The 18584-nt window shown below is 75.2% G+C and carries 13 protein-coding genes and 1 pseudogene; 9 read left to right on the top strand and 5 right to left on the bottom strand.

Annotated elements, in window-relative coordinates; translation table 11 throughout:
* Positions 1-13 precede the first annotated feature (13 nt).
* Positions 14-583, bottom strand: coding sequence for an NADPH-dependent FMN reductase (locus IE106_RS20030; RefSeq protein ID WP_189536005.1), 570 nt, complete (start codon positions 581-583; stop codon positions 14-16).
* A 122-nt stretch (positions 584-705) separates the two neighbouring features.
* Here IE106_RS20030 and IE106_RS20025 point away from each other — a divergent pair, with 122 nt between their 5' ends.
* Complete coding sequence (locus IE106_RS20025; protein ID WP_189536003.1) at positions 706-1338, top strand: TetR/AcrR family transcriptional regulator; 633 nt, start codon at positions 706-708, stop codon at positions 1336-1338.
* On the opposite strand, the gene IE106_RS30740 is transcribed toward IE106_RS20025, so the two are convergent.
* Together IE106_RS30740 and IE106_RS20015 are read right to left on the bottom strand one after the other, a co-directional pair.
* The gene (locus IE106_RS30740; RefSeq protein ID WP_189536001.1) at positions 1312-5664 is read right to left on the bottom strand and encodes a tetratricopeptide repeat protein; all 4353 of its coding nucleotides are present in this window, start codon (positions 5662-5664) and stop codon (positions 1312-1314) included. The two genes, IE106_RS20025 and IE106_RS30740, sit on opposite strands and share 27 nt — an antisense overlap.
* Positions 5661-6131: a hypothetical protein gene (locus tag IE106_RS20015; protein WP_189535999.1), complete on the bottom strand. Its 471-nt coding sequence runs from the start codon at positions 6129-6131 to the stop codon at positions 5661-5663. Before IE106_RS20015 ends, IE106_RS30740 begins: the two co-directional genes overlap by 4 nt.
* A gap of 309 nt (positions 6132-6440) precedes the next feature.
* On the opposite strand from IE106_RS20015, the pseudogene IE106_RS30855 reads away from it, so the two are divergent.
* Together IE106_RS30855 and IE106_RS30850 are read left to right on the top strand one after the other, a co-directional pair.
* Positions 6441-7139: pseudogene (locus IE106_RS30855) on the top strand (pentapeptide repeat-containing protein); the annotation flags it as partial.
* A gap of 99 nt (positions 7140-7238) precedes the next feature.
* Positions 7239-8339, top strand: a complete 1101-nt coding sequence (locus IE106_RS30850) for a pentapeptide repeat-containing protein (protein WP_308427891.1) — start codon at positions 7239-7241, stop codon at positions 8337-8339.
* Between the two features lie 140 nt (positions 8340-8479).
* Here the strand turns inward: IE106_RS30850 and IE106_RS20005 are convergent, their stop codons facing one another.
* Positions 8480-8800, bottom strand: coding sequence for an L-rhamnose mutarotase (locus IE106_RS20005; protein ID WP_189535995.1), 321 nt, complete (start codon positions 8798-8800; stop codon positions 8480-8482).
* Positions 8801-9039: 239 nt separating this feature from the next.
* Between IE106_RS20005 and rhaI the strand changes: the two genes are divergently transcribed.
* The 6 genes from rhaI (at position 9040) to IE106_RS19975 (ending at position 16867) form a co-directional block, all read left to right on the top strand.
* Positions 9040-10209: an L-rhamnose isomerase gene (gene rhaI / locus IE106_RS20000; protein WP_189535993.1), complete on the top strand. Its 1170-nt coding sequence runs from the start codon at positions 9040-9042 to the stop codon at positions 10207-10209.
* A 5-nt stretch (positions 10210-10214) separates the two neighbouring features.
* The gene (locus tag IE106_RS19995) at positions 10215-12254 is read left to right on the top strand and encodes a bifunctional aldolase/short-chain dehydrogenase (RefSeq protein ID WP_189535991.1); all 2040 of its coding nucleotides are present in this window, start codon (positions 10215-10217) and stop codon (positions 12252-12254) included.
* A gap of 218 nt (positions 12255-12472) precedes the next feature.
* The gene (locus tag IE106_RS19990; RefSeq protein ID WP_189535989.1) at positions 12473-13981 is read left to right on the top strand and encodes a rhamnulokinase; all 1509 of its coding nucleotides are present in this window, start codon (positions 12473-12475) and stop codon (positions 13979-13981) included.
* Positions 13972-14727, top strand: coding sequence for a (Fe-S)-binding protein (locus tag IE106_RS19985; RefSeq protein ID WP_189535987.1), 756 nt, complete (start codon positions 13972-13974; stop codon positions 14725-14727). The genes IE106_RS19990 and IE106_RS19985 overlap by 10 nt, the downstream gene beginning before the upstream one ends.
* Positions 14724-16193, top strand: a complete 1470-nt coding sequence (locus IE106_RS19980) for a lactate utilization protein B (protein WP_189535985.1) — start codon at positions 14724-14726, stop codon at positions 16191-16193. Before IE106_RS19985 ends, IE106_RS19980 begins: the two co-directional genes overlap by 4 nt.
* A complete protein-coding gene (locus tag IE106_RS19975) occupies positions 16190-16867 on the top strand; it encodes a LutC/YkgG family protein (protein WP_189535983.1) in 678 nt (225 codons plus the stop codon). Before IE106_RS19980 ends, IE106_RS19975 begins: the two co-directional genes overlap by 4 nt.
* A 62-nt stretch (positions 16868-16929) precedes the next feature.
* On the opposite strand, the gene sbnA is transcribed toward IE106_RS19975, so the two are convergent.
* Positions 16930-17919: a 2,3-diaminopropionate biosynthesis protein SbnA gene (gene sbnA / locus IE106_RS19970; protein WP_189535981.1), complete on the bottom strand. Its 990-nt coding sequence runs from the start codon at positions 17917-17919 to the stop codon at positions 16930-16932.
* Positions 17920-18584 lie beyond the last annotated feature (665 nt).

The raw sequence follows: 18584 nt of genomic DNA, 5'->3' as shown, positions 1-18584 counted from the left end.
ACCGGCGGGGAGGTCAGGCGGTGGCCTCGGCGGGGGCGGCCGCGGCCTCGGTGACCTGGGTGAGGACCGCGGACAGGCCGGTGATGACCTCGGCGTCCTCGGACGGGTGGGTCTCGGCGAAGCGGACCACGGAGCCCGGGATGGCGAGCTCGACGCCCTCCAGCACGCGGCCGCCGGCCACGCCCAGGGACTTGCGGGCCTCGGTCTGCGCCCACACGCCGCCGTACTGGCCGAAGGCGGTGCCGATGACGGCGACCGGCTTCTCCTTGAGGACGCCGGCGCCGTAGGGGCGGGACAGCCAGTCGATCGCGTTCTTCAGCACGGCCGGCATGGTGCCGTTGTACTCCGGGGTGAACAGCAGCAGGGCGTCGGCCTCGGCGACGGCGGCCCGCAGCCGGGCGGCACTCTCCGGAGCACCCGCCTCGGTGTCGATGTCCTCGTTGTAGAAGGGCACGTCGGCGAGGCCCTCGTACAGCTCCACGGTGACGCCCTCGGGGGCGAGGGCGGCGGCGGCCTCGGCGAGCTGGCGGTTGTGGGAACCGGCGCGGAGGCTGCCGACGAGCGCGAGGATACGAGCGGACATGGTGACTCCTGAAAGGGGGAAGCGGTCAGAAGGGCAACTAACCGGACCGAAGTCCGTTTATAGTTGTACCAGCTAAACGGACCACGGTCCACTTCTGTTCCCGACAGCGTTAGGGTGCTTCCATGACCTCCCCGCCCCCGCACGGACGCACGGAGCTGTCCCTCACCCCCGTTGAGGCGCCGCCGCAGCTGCGCGCGGACGCCGCCCGCAACCGCGCCCGGCTCCTGGAGGCCGCCGCCCGGCTGGCCGCCGAGCAGGGCGCCGCCAACCTGACCATGGAAGCCGTCGCCTGCGCCGCGCAGGTCGGCAAGGGCACGGTGTTCCGCCGCTTCGGCGACCGCCCGGGACTGCTGCTGGCCCTGCTGGACCACCAGGAGCAGCGGTTCCAGGAGGCGTTCATGTCCGGTCCGGCCCCGCTCGGGCCGGGAGCGCCGGCCGGTGAGCGGCTGCACGCCTTCGGCCCGGCCGCCCTGCGCCACGAGGACGCGCACCGGGACCTGTACCTCGCCGCCGTCCAGCCCGACCCGGCACGCCGGCACACCGTGCCGGCGCGTCTCGTGCGCCACACGCACCTGGCGGTGCTGCTGCGCGAGGCGGGCACGGACGCCGACGTCGAGCTGGCCGCGCAGACCCTGCTGGGCTACCTCGACACGGGGCTCGTCCACCACCTGCTGACCGTGCGCGGCCTGCCGCTGGCCCGCGTGGAGGCGGGCTGGCACGACCTCGTGTCACGGATGCTGGTGCGGGGCCACTGAGCCGGGTTCCTCCCCCTCCCCGGTGAGGCGCTCGTAGGTGTCCAGGACGTCCTCCAGGTGGAAGGCGACGAGACCGGGCTCACGCGGGGCGAGCCGGCGGTGGATCCGCGCCGCCCGCGTGATGCCCTCCGCCGCCCGCGGGAGTTCGACCCCGGCGAGCAGGCGGACCTTGGCGTGCGCGTACAGGGCGAAGGCGAGATCCGCCTCCCGGGCCGCGCGGGGCACGGAGGTGCTCCGCTCGTGGAGGGCGACCGCCTCCGCCGTGGTGCGCAGGGCCTCGTCGACGTCGCCCTCGCCGGCCAGCAGCAGGCCGTGGGCGGCCAGCGCGTCCGCCAGGAGCACCGTGTGCTGCTCCGGATCGTCCCCGGCGAGCCGGCGGCAGCGGGACACCGCCTCCCGGGCCGCCGCGCACGCCTCGGCGCGCCGGGCGCCGTCGGCCGGCGCGTACCGGCCGAAGGCGGCCAGGGTCTCCGCCAGGGCGCCCTCGCGCCCGGGGTCCCCGTCCGCCGGCAGGCGGCCCCGCGCGGCCGCGTCGGCGAGGATCGCCAGCCCCTCGCCGGCGCGGCCGGTCTCCACCAGGTGCGCCGCGAGCACCGTGAGCGCCCTCAGCGGCAGGGAGCCGTGCGCGGCGTCGGCACCGGCGGCGTCCTCGCCGGCGGCGACCGCCCTCCGCAGGGTCTCCTCGGCCCCCGCCTCTCCCCCGGCGTGCTGGAGCTGTCCTCGCAGCAGCAGCGCCAGGCACCGGGCGGGGTGCGGCCCGACGGCGTCCGGGGGGAGGCCGTCGAACAGCTCCACCGCCTCCTCCGCGGGCTCCCGCGCCTCCCGCCGCCGCCCCAGCATCGCGAGGCACACGCCGCGGGCCAGCAGGACCTCGGCCAGCCTCGGCAGGTGGGCCGGCGGGTCCTCCTCCGCCAGTTCGCGGCGGACGGCCTCGCAGCTCCGCAGGGGCTCCAGCGCCTCGTCGTACCGGGCGGTCGACGTCAGGTGCACGCCCAGCATCCCGGCCTCGTCGGCGTACAGCGTCCGGCCGGTGGAGCCGGGCACGGCGGGGAGGCGCCCCCGGACCCCCACCCCCTCCCGCAGGGCGTCCACGGCCTCGTCCACCCGTCCCGCCGTGAACAGCAGGACGCGGAGGGTGGTGAGGGCCGACGCCAGTGCCGGCGCGTGGAGGGCCGCCCCGTCCGGCCCCTCCCCGACCAGGCCGCGGAAGAGGTCCACCGCCTCCCGGGAGGAGGCCAGGGCCTCGTCGAGCCGTGACGCGCCGACCAGGGCGCCCGCCCGGGTGTTCAGGGCCCCGCCGAGGTCGGCGCGCGCCTGCCCGGAGGGGCGGGCCCGCACGACGCGGCGGGCGGTCTCCACCGCCTCCTGCGCCACCGCGAGCGCGTCGTCGGGCATGTCCAGGGCGCCGCACAGCAGGGAGAGGTTGTTGAGCCCGGCCACCAGGGCGGCGAAGGCGGTCCCCGACCCGCCCCAGGCCAGCCGCCGGTGGAGCGCCACGCCTTCCCGGGCGGCCGCCAGCGCCTCCTCCTCCCGCCCCGCGTCCCGCAGCCGGCTCGCGTGGGTGACCAGGCCCATGGCGAGGTCCGCCGTGCGGGTCCGGGGGCCCTCCTCCACCAGCAGCCGGTAGATCCCGACCGCCTCGCGCGAGGCCGCCAGCGCCTCCTGCGGCCGCGCGAGGTCCCCGAGCTGGACGGCGAGGGTGTTCAGGCTCATGGCCAGCTTCTCCCGGAACACGGCGGGGTGCCGGTCGGCGAGGGGGCGGCAGAGCGCGACGGCTTCGCGCGCCGCCGCCACGGCCTCGCCGTGCCGTCCGGCCCTGCCGAGGTCGACGGCGAGGTTGTTGAGCCCGTTGACCAGGCCGGACCGGTGCGCTTCGGCGTGCCTGCCGGCCAGGCGGCGCCGGACGCGCACGACCTCCTCGGCCACCCGCAGCCCCTCGGCGTGACGGCCCGTCGTCCCCAGGAGGGTGGCGTAGGGCCCCAGGACCAGGGCGAGTCCCGGGAGGTGGGCGTCCGGGTGCTCCTCGACCAGGGACCGGTAGATCTCGACGGCCTCCCGGGCGGCCTCCAGCGCCTCCGCGAACGCCCCGCGGTCCTCCTCCCGGAGGGCGAGGTTGTTCAGGCTGTACGCCAGTTCCGCCCGGTGTGCGTCCCCGTGCTCGGCCACCAGCCGCCGCCGGATGGCGACGACCTCCCGGATCGCCGCGAGCCCCTCGGCGCTCCGGCCCGTCTCCGCCTCGGCGTTGGAGACGGCGTTGAGGCCGTGGGCGAGTTCCGAGAGGAGCTCGCCGGACGACGGGGACTCGGCGGTCAGCCGCCGGTAGATCGCCACGGCCTCGTGGGCGGGCGCCCGGGCCTCCTCCCGCCGCCCCACGCTGCCGAGCGCCACGGACACGTTGTGCAGCCCCGCCGCGAGTTCCGGCAGGAAAGCGGCCGGCTCGCCGCGCGCCAGCGGCCGCAGCAGGCGTACGGCCTCGTCGGCCGCCTCCCAGGACCGCTGCCTGTCCCCGGCGTCCAGGAGGCGGCGGCAGTACTGGCGCAGCGCCAGGGCCAGGTCCGCCGACCGGTCCGGGTCCCGGCGGTGCCGCTCGCGGTGGAACCCGGTGAGCCGCCCGGTCACGTCGACCGCCACGGACGTGAGGGTGTGGGTGGACCGCGGGAGGCGGTCGGCCAGCGCGGTGATCTCCCCGATCGTCGTACCGGGGGCGGTGGCCAGGTCGCCGAGGGCGGTCAGCAGGGGGTCGGGCCGCTCCACCTGCGTGGCGGTGTCGACGGCGAGCGGCCCGAGCAGCCGCGGGTGCCTCACGCACAGCTCGACGAGCGGGCCGTCGAGGCGGTCGAGGTGGGCGTGGTGCGCGGCGGCGCGGGTGTACAGGGTGAGGAGCCGGGCCGCCTGCGCCTCGGAGGCGCCCTCCAGCAGCGCGTCGGCGAACCGGGGGGCGGCGCGCAGGTGGTGGCCGAGGAAGGACTCCGCCAGCCGGTCCGGCCGCAGCGTGCCCCAGACCTGCCCGTCCGCGGACGGGGGGTAGAGGGCGGCGATCCAGGCGCCCACGGCCTCGCGGAGGTCGTGGCTCTCCCCGCGCAGCGCGGGCACCCGGCCCAGCAGGTCCCCGGCCTGCTCCGGGTCGTCGGCGCCGCAGAGGAAGGCGGCGGCCAGCGGCCCCTCCAGGGTCTTGCTCCGCTTGAGCCCCAGGTCCTCCGCCGCGGCCTGCCAGTAGTAGCGCTCGTGGTGCAGCAGCCGTTCCTCCACGGTGCCGTGACCGGCGTCGGCGGGGGGAGGGGGCTCCTCGGCCGCGGGATCGCCGGCGGCCGTGCGGGCGGCGGCGTCCAGGAGGTCCGCCAGCGCCGTCATGTGCAGGTCGAGCACCGCGTCGGAACCGGCGTGGCGCACGGGGCCGTCGGGGGACCGCGGCAGGGACGCGGCCAGGGCGGGCCAGTCGCAGTGCCGCTGTCCGGGTACGGCGGGCAGGGCCGCGGCCAGGCCGGCCACGGCCTCGCGGTAGGCCTCGGCGCGGGTGGCGCCGCCGGGGTCCAGCGGGGGCAGGCGGGTGACGGGGAACGCGTCGAAGAGGTCGCCGAGGCGCGTGGCGACGCGCAGTTCCTCCCACCACTCGCCGTCGGTGCGGGCCAGCGCGAGGACCTTGAGCGTCCCGGCGTGGCAGCGGGCTCCGGCCCTGAGCAGGGCGGCCAGCTGGGCGGTGCGGGTCTCGGCGTAGTCGACCACCACCAGCAGGGGGAAGTCGACGTCCCCGAGGAGCGCCATCCCGTCCGGTGGAGCCTCGGGGCTCAGCCACAGGCTCTCCCGGACGCCCGTTGCCGGCCGCCCGGTCAGCTGCCGGGCGAGGCGGGTCTTCCCCTGGCCGCCGGGCCCGTGCAGCAGGTACGCGCCGAAGCCCGGCTCGCCCCACCACGCCTTCAGGTCCGCCAGCTGCCGCGCGCGGTCCCGGAAGGGCACCACGGCGCGGTGCGCCTCCAGCAGGGACGCGGGGGTGCGCGGCGCCCCCCGGGCCTTCGTGGCCGTGTCGTCCCAGGTGCGCAGGAAGCGACGGACCTCGGCGGCCCGGGACGCCGCGGGGTCGTGGGTGACGTCGCCGATGATCACGACGCCGTTGTGCTCGATGACGTTGCCCACCAGGGTGGTGGAGCGGCCACCCGGAGGGGCGGAGCCGTTCGTGTCCGCTGGAGGGGTGGAGCCGTCCTTCTCCCCCGGCGGGACGGAGCCGTCCGTCTCCCCCGGCGGGACGGAGCCGTCCGTCTCCCCCGGCGGGACGGAGCCGTCCGTGTCCCCCGTGCCGGTCGCGCCGGACGGGGCCCCGCCCGGGGTCACGGCCGGGATTCCGGGGAGCCGTACTCGTGGCGCACGGTGCTGTTGCCTATGTGCAGGCTCTGGATGCCGCTGAAGACGTTCCCCTCCACGTGGATGCCCGTGCCCGCGGCGCCCTCCGGCCGGTCCTCCGCCAGGTGCCGCAGCAGGGCCCTCAACTCCCTCTCCACCTCCGCGAGGCCGTCGTCGGACAGGCCGGCCAGCGCCTCCAGGAACCGGTCGCGCCAGTGCGCCTCCTCCTGGCGCCGGCGCTCCCCGGCGACCTCCGGCACGTCCGCGGTGGCCCGCAGGACCGCGGCGGCCGCGTCGAGCCGCCGCGCCTCGGCGTGTTCCCGCTCCCCGTCCCCGCGCCCCAGCCAGCGGGCCAGCCGGGCCCTCACACCGTTCCAGGCGTCGGTACCCGCCGCCTGCACCACCGCCGCGCCGCCCAAGGCGGCCACCGCGGCTACTGTCTCCGGTACCACGTCCATCCCCCCTCTGATGGGGCGCACCGTAACGCCCCGGCGGACGCTCCCGCGTGCCGTACCGGTGGGGATACGTCTGCCGACGGACCCTCGTGTCGTCGTTCGGCCGGTATCCGGTCGGGTCGGTTCGCGGGGCCGCCCCGGCAGCGGGGGCGGGGGCGGCAGCCGGGACGGGGCGCGCGGGAGGCTCCGGTAGCGCACGCCTCGCCTCGCCGCGTCCCTCGGCGGCGCACCGAGGACGTCCGTACCGCGGCCTACGCGGCGGGGCGGCGGGGCGGCGGGCAACCGTCGGGGCACCCGGGTCGTCCTCCACGCATGACACCAGCGACGCCCGGCCCGCCGTCCACCGTTCCCCCCGCCTGGTCCCACTGCGCCCACGGTGCCGCCCCCGCGACCGATCCCGTCGGCTGCCGCGGCATCCGCGTTCCCGGGCACACGGCCTGCCTGGCCCATTTAGGGGAGGCCGAACGCGCCGCCCATCTCGGGGACCTGGCTCCCGGGGCCGACATCGACTACCGGGGCACCCCCTTCACCCCTGAATTGCTGGACCAGTTACTCGCCGCCCTGCGCGACCCTGGCGCCGGCCGTCCTCATATCGGGGTCGCCCGGTTCGACGGGGCAGCCTTCTCCGGCGACACCTGGTTCACCGAAGTGACCTTCTCCGACACCGCCCGGTTTGACTGGGCGACCTTCTCCGGCAACACCTGGTTCGCGGAGGCGACCTTCTCCGACACCGCCCGGTTCGACAGGGCGATCTTCTCCGGCAACACCTGGTTCACCGGGGCAACCTTCTCCAAGGTTGCTGAGTTCGCCGGGGCGACTTTCTTCAAGACCGCCCAGTTCAACGGGGTGACCTTCTCCGGCATCACTCGATTTGTGGGGGCGGCCTTCTCCAGCGACGTCGGTTTTGTCCAGGCGACCTTCTCCAGCGATGCCGGGTTCGCTGGGGTGACCTTTTCCAGTGACACCCGGTTCGTTGGGGCGACCTTCTCCGGCGATACCCGGTTCGTTGGGGCGACCTTCTCCGGCAACACCTGGTTTACCGGGGTGGCTTTCTCCGGTGACGCCCAGTTCGGCATGGCGCGGTTTGAGGTGGCGTCGAGTCTGGGGCCCTTGGCGTGCGGTGAGCGGCTGGTGCTGGACGGCGCGGTGTTCCAGCAGCCGGTGACGGTGGAGATCGCCGCCCGGCAGGTGAGCTGCGCGCGCACCCGGTGGGCTTCGACGGCCACGCTGCACCTGCGCCACGCCGAGCTGGACCTGAGGGACGCGGTCTTCGAGTACCCGGTGCTGGTCGCCGCCCGTCCCACCCCCTTCCCCCTGCCCGGCTCGGCCGACTCGTTGCCGGAGACGGAGCTGTCCGGCCGGGACCCCGGTGTGCGGCTGGCGTCGCTGGGCGGGGCGGACACCGCGCACCTGGCGCTGCACGACATCGACCTGAGCGGGTGCCGGTTCGCCGGGGCCGTCCACCTCGACCAGCTGAAGGTCGACGGCTGGTGCACCTTCGCCACCACCCCCACCGGCTGGGGCCGGCGCCTCCCCTGGTGGTGGAGCCGGCGCAACACCCTGACCGAGGAGCACCACTGGCGGGTGCGTGCCGCCCGTGACCCCGGCCGGGCCACCGCCCTCGGCTGGGCGCCGCCCCCGGCGGACGCCCCCGCGCTGAAGCCGGCGGCGGTGGCGGCGCTGTACCGGCAGCTGCGCAAGTCGCTGGAGGACGGCAAGAACGAGCCGGACGCCGCCGACTTCTACTACGGCGAGTGCGAGATGCGCCGCCACGACCCCCGTCGCCCCCGGGGCGAGCGCGTCCTGCTGACCGCGTACTGGGCCCTGTCCGGGTACGGGCTGCGCGCCACCCGGGCGCTGGCCTGGCTGGGGGCGGCCACGGCCGTCACGATCACGGTGATGGTGCTGTGGGGCCTGCCCGCCGACGATCCGAAGCCGACCACCACCGGCCGGCAGGTCGCCGTCGGGCAGGAGGTCGTCCTCACCACCGCCACCCCCGACCCGGTCAACCCCACCGGCCCGCTGACCGGCCGCGTCACCGCCGAGCGGTTCGAGAAGGCCCTGCGGGTGGTGATCAACTCGGTGGTCTTCCGCTCCTCCGGCCAGGACCTCACCACCACCGGCACCTACACCGAGATGACCTCCCGTCTGGCCGAACCCGTCCTCCTCGGCCTGGCCGTCCTCGCCGTCCGCAGCCGCGTCAAACGCTGACCTCCGCCCACGCCGCGGAGGAAGGCACCCGACGTCCCCGGGCGCCGGAGCGACCGGTGCGCCCGGCCCGGGACGCCGTACGGGGGGCTCCGGCGACCGGGTCACGGGACCGCCCGGCGGCCGGCCTCCGGCCGCGCGGCCTACGCGAGGTGGAAGACCTCGGTGAGCGGCCTCATCGCCTCGTCGGGCCCCGCGCCGTCCAGTTCCTCGAAGAAGCCGGACATCTCCGCCTGCCAGCGGGCGTTGACCTCGGTCTCCGCCATCGCGGCCCGCGCCCGGTCGAAGTCCTCCGTCTCCAGGTAGCCGACCAGCAGGCCGTCCTCGCGGAGGAAGAGCGAGTAGTTGCGCCAGCCCGCCCCGGAGAGCGCCGCGAGCATGTCGGGCCACACGGCGGTGTGGCGCTCGCGGTACTCGTCGAGCCGGTCCCGGCGGACCCTCAGCAGGAAGCAGACACGCTGCACGGCGGGACTCCTCAGCGACGCGACGCCATTTCATGAAAGGTTTCAACAGCGCTTCAGGACGCTAGACACTACCGCCGGGTTCCGTCAACAGGACCCCATCGAAACTTTCGAAGCCGGTCAGGACGCCTTTCACGCGCTCCACCCCGGTCACCCTCTTGACAGCTTCCACCGCCCCCCATAACTTCGCGCAATGAAACGATTCACTCATGACCCGCATGGCACCCAGGAGCGCTGACACGATGACCAGCCGAGCCGACGTCCCCGCCGTGAAGGCAGCCCTGAGATCCCAGGCCGTCGAGACCCCCTCCTGGGCCTACGGGAACTCCGGCACCCGCTTCAAGGTGTTCGCGCAGCCGGGCGTCCCGCGCACCCCGCGGGAGAAGCTCGACGACGCCGCGCGCGTGCACGAGCACACCGGGGCCGCCCCGAGCGTCGCCCTGCACATCCCGTGGGACCGGGTCGACGACTACGCCGCCCTCGCCGCGTACGCGGCCGGGCTCGGGCTGCGGCTGGGAGCGATCAACTCCAACGTCTTCCAGGACGACGACTACCGGCTCGGCAGCGTCTGCCACCCCGACGCCCGGGTCCGCCGCAAGGCCCTGGACCACCTGCTGGAGTGCGTCGACATCATGGACGCCACCGGCTCCCGCGACCTGAAGCTGTGGTTCTCCGACGGCACCAACTACCCCGGCCAGGACGACGTCCGCGCCCGGCAGGACCGGCTCGCCGAGGCCCTCGCCGCCGTGTACGAACGGCTCGGCGAGGGGCAGCGGATGCTGCTGGAGTACAAGTTCTTCGAGCCCGCCTTCTACACGACGGACGTGCCGGACTGGGGCACCGCGTACGCGCACTGCCTCAAGCTGGGCGAGAGGGCCCAGGTCGTCGTGGACACCGGACACCACGCGCCCGGCACCAACATCGAGTTCATCGTCGCCCTGCTGCTGCGCGAGGGCAGGCTGGGCGGCTTCGACTTCAACTCCCGCTTCTACGCGGACGACGACCTGATGGTCGGCGCGGCCGACCCGTTCCAGCTGTTCCGCATCATGTACGAGGTGGTGCGCGGCGGCGGGCTCGACGGCGGCGTCGCGTTCATGCTCGACCAGTGCCACAACGTCGAGCCGAAGATCCCCGCGATCATCCGCTCCGTGATGAACGTCCAGGAGGCCACCGCCAAGGCGCTCCTGGTGGACCGCGAGGCGCTGTCCGCCGCCCAGGAGGCGGGTGACGTCCTCGCCGCGAACGCCGTCCTGATGGACGCGTACGACACCGACGTGCGCCCGCTCCTCGCCGAGCTGCGCGAGGAGGCGGGCCTCGACCCCGACCCGGTCGCCGCGTACCACCGGTCGGGCTGGGCACGGAAGATCACCGACGAGCGCGTGGGCGGGACCCAGGCCGGATGGGGGGCGTGACCACCATGGGACAGCACAGTGCGGTCCGCGACCTGCTGGAGCGCTCGCACCGGCTCGGCTCCGACCCGCGGAACACCAACTACGCCGGCGGCAACGCGTCCGCCAAGGGCACCGCCACCGATCCGGTCACCGGCGGTGACGTGGAGCTGATGTGGGTCAAGGGGTCCGGCGGGGACCTCGGGACGCTCACCGAGGCGGGCCTCGCCGTCCTGCGCCTGGACCGGCTGCGGGCGCTGGCCGGCGTCTACCCGGGGGTCGACCGCGAGGACGGGATGGTCGCCGCGTTCGACTACTGCCTGCACGGCAAGGGGGGCGCCGCCCCCTCGATCGACACGGCCATGCACGGCCTGGTCGACGCCGCCCACGTCGACCACCTGCACCCCGACTCGGGCATCGCGCTCGCCTGCGCCGCCGACGGGGAGAAGCTGACCGCCGAGTGCTTCGGCGACAAGGTCGTGTGGGTGCCCTGGCGGCGGCCCGGCTTCCAGCTCGGCCTGGACATCGCCGCCGTGAAGGAGGCCCACCCGCAGGCCGTGGGGTGCGTCCTCGGCGGGCACGGCATCACCGCGTGGGGCGCCACCAGCGAGGAGTGCGAGGCCAACTCCCGGTACGTCATCCGCACCGCGGAGGCGTTCCTCGCCGAGCGCGGCCGGCCCGAGCCGTTCGGGCCGGTCCTGCCGGGGTACGAGCCGCTGGAGGAGGCCGCGCGCCGGGAGCGGGCGGCCGCGCTCGCCCCGTACGTCCGCGCCGTCGCGTCCGCCGACCGGCCCCAGGTGGGCCACTTCGACGACTCCGACACCGTCCTGGACTTCCTCGCCCGCGCCGAGCACCCGCGCCTCGCCGCGCTCGGCACGTCCTGCCCGGACCACTTCCTCCGGACGAAGGTGCGCCCCCTCGTCCTGGACCTGCCGCCGGCGGCGCCCCTGGAGGAGGCCGTGGCGCGGCTGGCGGAGCTGCACACCGCCTACCGCGAGGAGTACCGCGCCTACTACGAGCGGCACGCCGGGCCGGAATCCCCCGCGATGCGCGGCGCGGACCCGGCGATCGTGCTGGTGCCGGGCGTCGGCATGTTCTCGTACGGCAAGGACAAGCAGACCGCGCGGGTAGCGGGCGAGTTCTACCTCAACGCGGTCAACGTGATGCGCGGCGCGGAGGCGGTCTCGTCGTACACCCCGATCGAGGAGCGGGAGAAGTTCCGCATCGAGTACTGGGAGCTGGAGGAGGCCAAGCTGCGGCGCATGCCGAAGCCGAAGGCCCTCGCCACGCGGATCGCCCTGGTCACCGGCGCCGGGTCCGGCATCGGCCGGGCCATCGCGCGGCGGCTCGCCGACGAGGGGGCGTGCGTGGTCGTCGCCGACCTCGACGCCCGGCGCGCGGCCGCCGTCGCCGAGGAGCTCGGCGGGCCCGACCGGGCGGTCGCGGTGACGGTGGACGTCACCGACGAGGAGCAGATCGCGACGGCGTTCCGGGAGGCGCTGCTCGCCTTCGGCGGGGTCGACCTGGTGGTGAACAACGCCGGGATCTCCATCTCCAAGCCGCTGCTGGAGACCACCAGCGGGGACTGGGACCTCCAGCACGCCATCATGGCGCGCGGGTCGTTCCTCGTGTCGCGGGAGGCGGCGCGCGTGATGACCGCGCAGGGCCTGGGCGGCGACATCGTCTACATCGCGTCGAAGAACGGCGTCTTCGCCGGGCCGAACAACGTCGCCTACGGGGCGACCAAGGCCGACCAGGCGCACCAGGTGCGGCTGCTGGCGGCGGAGCTGGGCGAGCACGGCATCCGCGTGAACGGCGTCAACCCGGACGGCGTGGTGCGCGGCTCGGGCATCTTCGCGGGCGGCTGGGGCGCGCAGCGGGCGGCGGTGTACGGGGTGGAGGAGGAGAAGCTGGGCGAGTTCTACGCCCAGCGGACGCTCCTGAAGCGGGAGGTCCTCCCCGAGCACGTCGCGAACGCGGTCTTCGCCCTGACGGGCGGCGAGCTGACCCACACGACGGGCCTGCACGTCCCGGTGGACGCGGGCGTCGCGGCGGCCTTCCTCCGCTGAGCCCGCGCCCACGCCCGCCCCGGCGCCCGCGGTCCGCCGCGGTCCGTGGTCCGCGCGACGGGCCGCGGACGCGGGCCGGTGCGGGGCGTCGGACCGGCGCCCCGCACCGGCCCCCGCACCCGGCCCCTGCCTCCCGGGCGCCCGCTCCTCCCGGGCGCCCGCTCCTCCCGGGCCGCCCGCCCCTCCTTCGACAGAGTCGCTTCACGACGAGGATGCAGATGTCTTCCAGCCAGCCGTTCGCCGCCGTCGACCTCGGCGCCTCCAGCGGGCGGGTCATGCTCGCCCGGATCGGGGCGGGGACCCTGGAGCTCCGGGAGGTCCACCGCTTCCCCAACCGGCCCGTACGCGTCGGCGGGACGCTGCACTGGGACGTGCTCGGCCTGTACCGCGGCGTCCTGGACGGACTGCGGGCGGCCGGGGAGGCGGCGGGCGGGCGGCTGGCCGGGGTCGGCGTCGACGGCTGGGCCGTCGACTACGGGCTGCTCGACGCGCACGGCGCCCTGCTCGGCAACCCCGTGCACTACCGGGACGCCCGCACGGACGGCGCCGCCGGGGAGGTCGCCGCGGTGCTCCCGCCGAAGGAGCTGTACGCGGCGACGGGCCTCCAGCACCTGCCGTTCAACACCGTGTACCAGCTGGTCGCTGCCCGGGGCACCCCGCAGCTCGCCGCCGCGCGGCGCCTGCTGCTGGTCCCCGACCTCATCGCGTACTGGCTCACCGGCGAGGCCGGCACGGAGCTGACCAACGCCTCGACCACCCAGCTCCTCGACCCCCGCACCCGCGACTGGTCCCCGGTCGTCGCCGGCCGCCTCGGCATCGACCCGGGCCTCTTCCCGCCCCTGCGCCGCCCCGGCGACCCCGCCGGGCTGCTGCTGCCGGAGGTCCTCGCCGAGACCGGGCTCACCGGGCCGGTCCCGGTGACGGCGGTCGGGTCGCACGACACCGCGTCCGCCGTGCTCGGCGTGCCCGCGGCGGACGGCGACGACTTCGCGTACATCGCCACCGGGACGTGGTCCCTCGCCGGCCTCGAACTGGACGCCCCCGTCCTCACGGAGGCGTCCCGGGCGGCGAACTTCACCAACGAGCTGGGCGTCGACGGCACCGTCCGCTACCTCCGCAACATCATGGGCCTGTGGCTCCTCCAGGAGTGCCTGCGCGCCTGGGAGGCGCAGGGCCACCCGCAGGACCTCGACGCCCTCCTCGCCGCGGCCGCCGACGCGCCGCCGCTGCGGTCCGTGGTGGACGCCGGCGACCCGGCCTTCCTCGCCCCGGACGACATGCCGCGCCGCATCGCCGGGGCGTGCGCCCGCACCGGCCAGCCCGTCCCGCGCACGCCCGTCGAGTTCACCCGCTGCGTCCTGGACTCCCTCGCCCTCGCCCACCGCGCGGCCGTCGAGCAGGCGGCCGCCCTGGCGGGCCGCACCGTGCGCACCGTGCACGTCGTCGGCGGCGGCGCCCGCAACGCGCTGCTGTGCCGGCTGACCGCCGATGCCACCGGCCTGCCCGTCGTCGCCGGACCCGCCGAGGCCGCCGCGCTCGGCAACGCCCTCGTCCAGGCCCGCGCCGCCGGCGTCGTCGAGGGCGGCCGGGCCGAACTGCGCGGACTGGTGCGCGCCACCCAGCCCCTGCGGTACTACGATCCGTCAGGTGATCGCGCCGCCTGGGACCGGGCGGCGGACCGGATCCACGGCGGGACCCGCCGGAAGGAGGACGGGGCATGCGCGTAGCGCTCTTCGTCACCTGCGTCAACGACACCCTGTACCCGCGCACCGGCCGGGCCACGGTGCGGCTGCTGGAGCGGCTCGGGGTCGCGGTCGACTTCCCGGCGACACAGAGCTGCTGCGGCCAGCCGCAGTTCAACACCGGCTACCGGCACGAGACGGAACCCCTCGTCCGCCGCTTCGACGCGGCGTTCCGCGCCTACGACCACGTGGTCACCCCGTCCGGTTCGTGCGCCGCGATGGTGCGGGACAACTACCCGCGCGTCGGCGCGAAGGCCGCCGCCGAGGGCCGGGGCGGGGAGCTGGCCGAGGCGGCCGCCCGGGCGGTGACCAAGACGTACGAGCTGACCGAGTTCCTCGTGGACGTCCTCGGGGTGACGGACGTCGGCGCGTACTTCCCGCACACCGTCACCTACCACCCCACCTGCCACGGCCTGCGCGTACTGGGGCTGCGGGACCGGCCGCGCCGGCTCCTCGCCCACGTCAGGGGCCTTCGGCTGCGCGAGCTGGACGGCGCCGAGGAGTGCTGCGGCTTCGGCGGGACGTTCGCGGTGAAGAACCCGGACGTGTCCGCGGCGATGGGCGCCGACAAGGCGCACGCCGTCGAGGCGACGGGCGCCGGGACCGTGTGCGCGGTCGACAACTCGTGCCTGATGCACATCGGCGGCACCCTCGCCCGGCGCGGTTCGCGGGTCCGTCCGGTACACCTCGCGGAGATCCTGGCCGCCACCGAGGAGGAGCCCTACGCATGAGCGGTACGTACCTCGGCATGCCCGCCTTCCCGAAGGCCGCGCGCGACGCCGTGCGGAACGGGACGCTGCGCGGCAACCTGCGCCACGCCACCCACACCATCCGCGACAAGCGGGCCAGGGCCGTCGCCGAGCTGGAGGACTGGGAGGAGCTGCGCGCCGCCGGCAAGGCGATCAAGGACCGGACGCTGCGCCACCTCGACCACCACCTCGTGCGGCTGGAGCGGGCCGTCACCGCGGCCGGCGGGACGGTGCACTGGGCCGCCGACGCCGACGAGGCCAACCGGATCGTCACCGCCCTCGTCAAGGCGACCGGCGAGAGCGAGGTCGTCAAGGTCAAGTCGATGGCCACCCAGGAGATCGGGCTGAACGAGGCGCTGGAGGCCGCCGGCGTCCGCGCGTACGAGACGGACCTCGCCGAGCTGATCGTGCAGCTCGGGGACGACCGGCCGTCGCACATCCTGGTCCCGGCGATCCACCGCAACCGGGGCGAGATCCGCGACGTCTTCGCCCGGCGCATGGGCCGTTGGGGCCGCGCCGCGCCCGAGGGCCTGACGGACGACCCGACGGACCTCGCGGAGGCGGCCCGGCTGCACCTGCGGGAGAAGTTCCTGCGCGCGAAGGTCGGCGTGTCCGGCGCGAACTTCATGGTGGCCGAGACGGGCACGCTCGTCGTCGTCGAGTCGGAGGGCAACGGGCGGATGTGCCTGACCCTCCCCGAGACGCTGATCTCGGTCGTCGGCATCGAGAAGGTCGTGCCGACGTGGCGGGACCTGGAGGTGTTCCTCCAGCTGCTCCCCCGCTCCTCCACGGCCGAGCGGATGAACCCGTACACGTCGATGTGGACCGGCACGGCGGACGGGGACGGCCCGCGCGACTTCCACCTGGTGCTGCTCGACAACGGCCGCACCGACACGCTCGCCGACGAGGTGGGGCGGCAGGCGCTGCGCTGCATCCGCTGCTCGGCCTGCCTGAACGTGTGCCCGGTGTACGAGCGGGCCGGCGGCCACGCGTACGGCTCCGTCTACCCCGGCCCGATCGGCGCGATCCTCTCCCCGCAGCTGCGCGGCACCGGCAGCGAGGTCGACGCGTCGCTGCCGTACGCCTCGTCGCTGTGCGGGGCGTGCTACGAGGTGTGCCCGGTCGCCATCGACATCCCGGAGGTGCTGGTGCACCTGCGGGAGCGGGTGGTGCAGGGCGGCGAGGTGACGCGGCAGGGGGTGCGGGTCACCCTCCGGCCGGCCCGGGGGCACGCGGCGGAGCGGGCGGCGATGCGGGCGGCCCGCTGGACGCTGGACCACCCCGGCGCCCTGCGGGCCGGCCAGCGGCTGGCGTCGCGGACGCGGCGGCTGCACCCCGAGCGGCTCCCGGGACCGGGCCGGGCCTGGTCGGACACGAGGGCGTTGCCGAAGGTGCCGGCGGAGTCGTTCCGGGACTGGTGGCAGCGGACGCGGGGAGGCGCGCGATGAGCGACGGCAGGGACCGGGTGCTGGCGCGGGTGCGCCGCGCCCTGGCGGACGTACCGCGCGGGGAGCGGCCCCGGGACGTCCCGGTGGAGCGGGACTACCTGCGGACGCACGGCGCGCGGACCGCCGGGGAGACGGTCGACCTCCTCGCCGGGAACCTCGCGGACTACCGGGCGGTCGTCCACCGGACCACCGAGGACGGCGTCGGGGAGCTGCTGGCGCGGCTGCTCTCGCGGCGCGGCGCGGCGTCGGTCCTGGTGCCGCCGGGGCTGCCGCCCCACTGGACGGCCGCGGTGGACGCGACGCGGGTGCACGACCGGGCGGCGTCCACGCCGTGGGAGCTGGACGCCGTGGACAGCGTCGTCACGGGCTGCGCGGTGGCCGTCGCGGAGACCGGCACGATCGTGCTGGACGGCGGCCCCGACCAGGGCAGGCGGCGCATCACGCTCGTGCCGGACCACCACGTCTGCGTCGTGCGGGTGCCCGACCAGGTCGTGGGCTCGGTGCCGGAGGCGCTGGAGCGGCTGGACCCGCGCCGCCCGCTGACGTGGATCTCGGGTCCGTCCGCGACCAGCGACATCGAGCTGGACCGGGTCGAGGGCGTCCACGGGCCGCGCACGCTGGAGGTCGTGCTGCTGGCGGCGGGTGAGGGCGGCCGGGCGGCGGACGGCGGCTGAGGAGGGCGGCCTCGGGCGGGTGAGGGCGCCGGGGGCCCGGGGGGCCCGCCGTGGCCGTGCCGTCAGCCGGCGTCCGGGGCCCCGGCTCCGGTCCCGCTTCCGGTCCCGGTCCCGCTCCCGGTTCCGCTCCCGGTTCCGTAGGAGCGGGTCAGCCAAGCGTCGTCGTAGACCGTGTCGAGGTAGTTGGTGCCGAAGTCGGGGGAGATGGCGACGGCCGTGACGTCCTCGGCGGCGCCGTTCGCCGCCAGCCAGTCGAGCGCGCCGCTGACCACGGTGCCCGTGGAGCCGCCGAACAGGAAGCCGCCCCGCACCAGCCGGTGGCACATGCGGACCGTGTCCGTCTCCGAGACGTGCACGACGTCGTCGACGCAGGAGGGGTCGAGGATGCCGGGGCGGACCCCGGTGCCGAGGCCCGGGATGAGACGGCGGCCCGCCGGCGTCCCGAACGTCACGGAACCGACGACGTCGACGGCCACGACGGTGACCGACGGCTGGTTCTCGCGGAAGTAGTTCGCGCAGCCCATGAGGGTGCCGGTGGTCCCCGCGCCGATGAACAGGACGTCGAGGAGGGGGAACGCCTTGGCGATCTCGGGTCCCGTCGTGCGGTAGTGGCCCATCCAGTTGCCGTCGTTGGCGTACTGGTTGAGCCACAGGTAGCCGCTGTTCGCCGCGCACAGCCGGCGCACGTACGCGAGGCGGGCGCCGAGGAACCCGCCCTCGGGATCCGGTTCGCCGATGATGTGGACCTCGCTGCCGAGCGTCTCCATCAGCCGGATGGCGGTGCGGGTGCAGCGCACGTCGGTGACGCAGACGAAGCGGTAGCCGCGGCTGGCGGCGACGACGCTGAGGGCGACCCCCATGTTCCCGGAGGACGACTCGATGAGCGTCGAGCCCGGCGTCAGCTCCCCGGCGCGCTCCTTGGCCTCGACCATCTCCGCGGCGGCCTTGAGCTTGACCGAGCCGGCGAAGTTGAAGCCCTCGCACTTGAGGAACAGCCGGCGGCCCACGCTGCGCCGGAGATCGACGTAGAGGTCCTCCACATTGAAGTCCATGGGATTCGAGATGATAGCCGCCACCTGTTGCAACCCAATCTCTTCAAGGGAAGCCCGCCACGACCGGCATTTCACAGTTGGCCACGCTCCGATATTTGATCTATACGGCAGCTACTGGCCCCGCGGGCGCGACCTCCCGCCGATACCCTCCGGCCCCGGGGAATTCACACAAGGGAGGGGCGCGCGCCACGGAAGGCCGCCGCGCCCCTCCCCCGAAGATCACCGGGCCGCCGGGGCCCCGCCCGACAACACCCCCTGCCAACCGTTTCTTGCAGGACCCCCGCCACGCATCATTTGCGGGCCCGCCGAACAGCCCGGACGCCACTCCCCGTGATTCGGGATCACCACGATCCCGGCATAGCCGTACTCCGCGACCAACAGGGTGATCACATTCGAATCCACCCGTCGAAATAGCCGGTCGACCACCCCGATCCGGCCAGTTCCGAAGGTTACCGGCGCGTTAGCGGCAGCAATCCCTCCCCGCCGGGGATCCTTGACTCCCGTTCCAGGACGTGCCTACAGTCACAGCGCGGCGAAAATTCGCCCGCTGGGTCGGCGACGCAATAGTTCACGGGGGACGGGGACTAGAAGATGCCTTCTGACGCTCCTTCCACGGGCCCGTGCGCCGGCCCGGGCGACCGCACCGCCCTGCCGGCCCCCCGTCG

The organism is Streptomyces roseolilacinus (assembly GCF_014649335.1).
GTDB lineage: Bacteria > Actinomycetota > Actinomycetes > Streptomycetales > Streptomycetaceae > Streptomyces > Streptomyces roseolilacinus.
Note: the sequence above shows the minus strand (reverse complement) of the source record. Positions and strands in the feature narration are given on the sequence as shown.

Bases quoted from the DNA above. Each gene is read 5' to 3' on its own strand.
- IE106_RS20030 (WP_189536005.1), bottom strand. From the start codon at position 583: ATGTCCGCTCGTATCCTCGCGCTCGTCGGCAGCCTCCGCGCCGGTTCC.
- IE106_RS20025 (WP_189536003.1), top strand. From the start codon at position 706: ATGACCTCCCCGCCCCCGCACGGACGCACGGAGCTGTCCCTCACCCCC.
- IE106_RS20015 (WP_189535999.1), bottom strand. From the start codon at position 6,131: ATGGACGTGGTACCGGAGACAGTAGCCGCGGTGGCCGCCTTGGGCGGC.
- rhaI (WP_189535993.1), top strand. From the start codon at position 9,040: ATGACCAGCCGAGCCGACGTCCCCGCCGTGAAGGCAGCCCTGAGATCC.
- IE106_RS19995 (WP_189535991.1), top strand. From the start codon at position 10,215: ATGGGACAGCACAGTGCGGTCCGCGACCTGCTGGAGCGCTCGCACCGG.
- IE106_RS19990 (WP_189535989.1), top strand. From the start codon at position 12,473: ATGTCTTCCAGCCAGCCGTTCGCCGCCGTCGACCTCGGCGCCTCCAGC.
- IE106_RS19985 (WP_189535987.1), top strand. From the start codon at position 13,972: ATGCGCGTAGCGCTCTTCGTCACCTGCGTCAACGACACCCTGTACCCG.
- IE106_RS19980 (WP_189535985.1), top strand. From the start codon at position 14,724: ATGAGCGGTACGTACCTCGGCATGCCCGCCTTCCCGAAGGCCGCGCGC.
- IE106_RS19975 (WP_189535983.1), top strand. From the start codon at position 16,190: ATGAGCGACGGCAGGGACCGGGTGCTGGCGCGGGTGCGCCGCGCCCTG.
- sbnA (WP_189535981.1), bottom strand. From the start codon at position 17,919: ATGGACTTCAATGTGGAGGACCTCTACGTCGATCTCCGGCGCAGCGTG.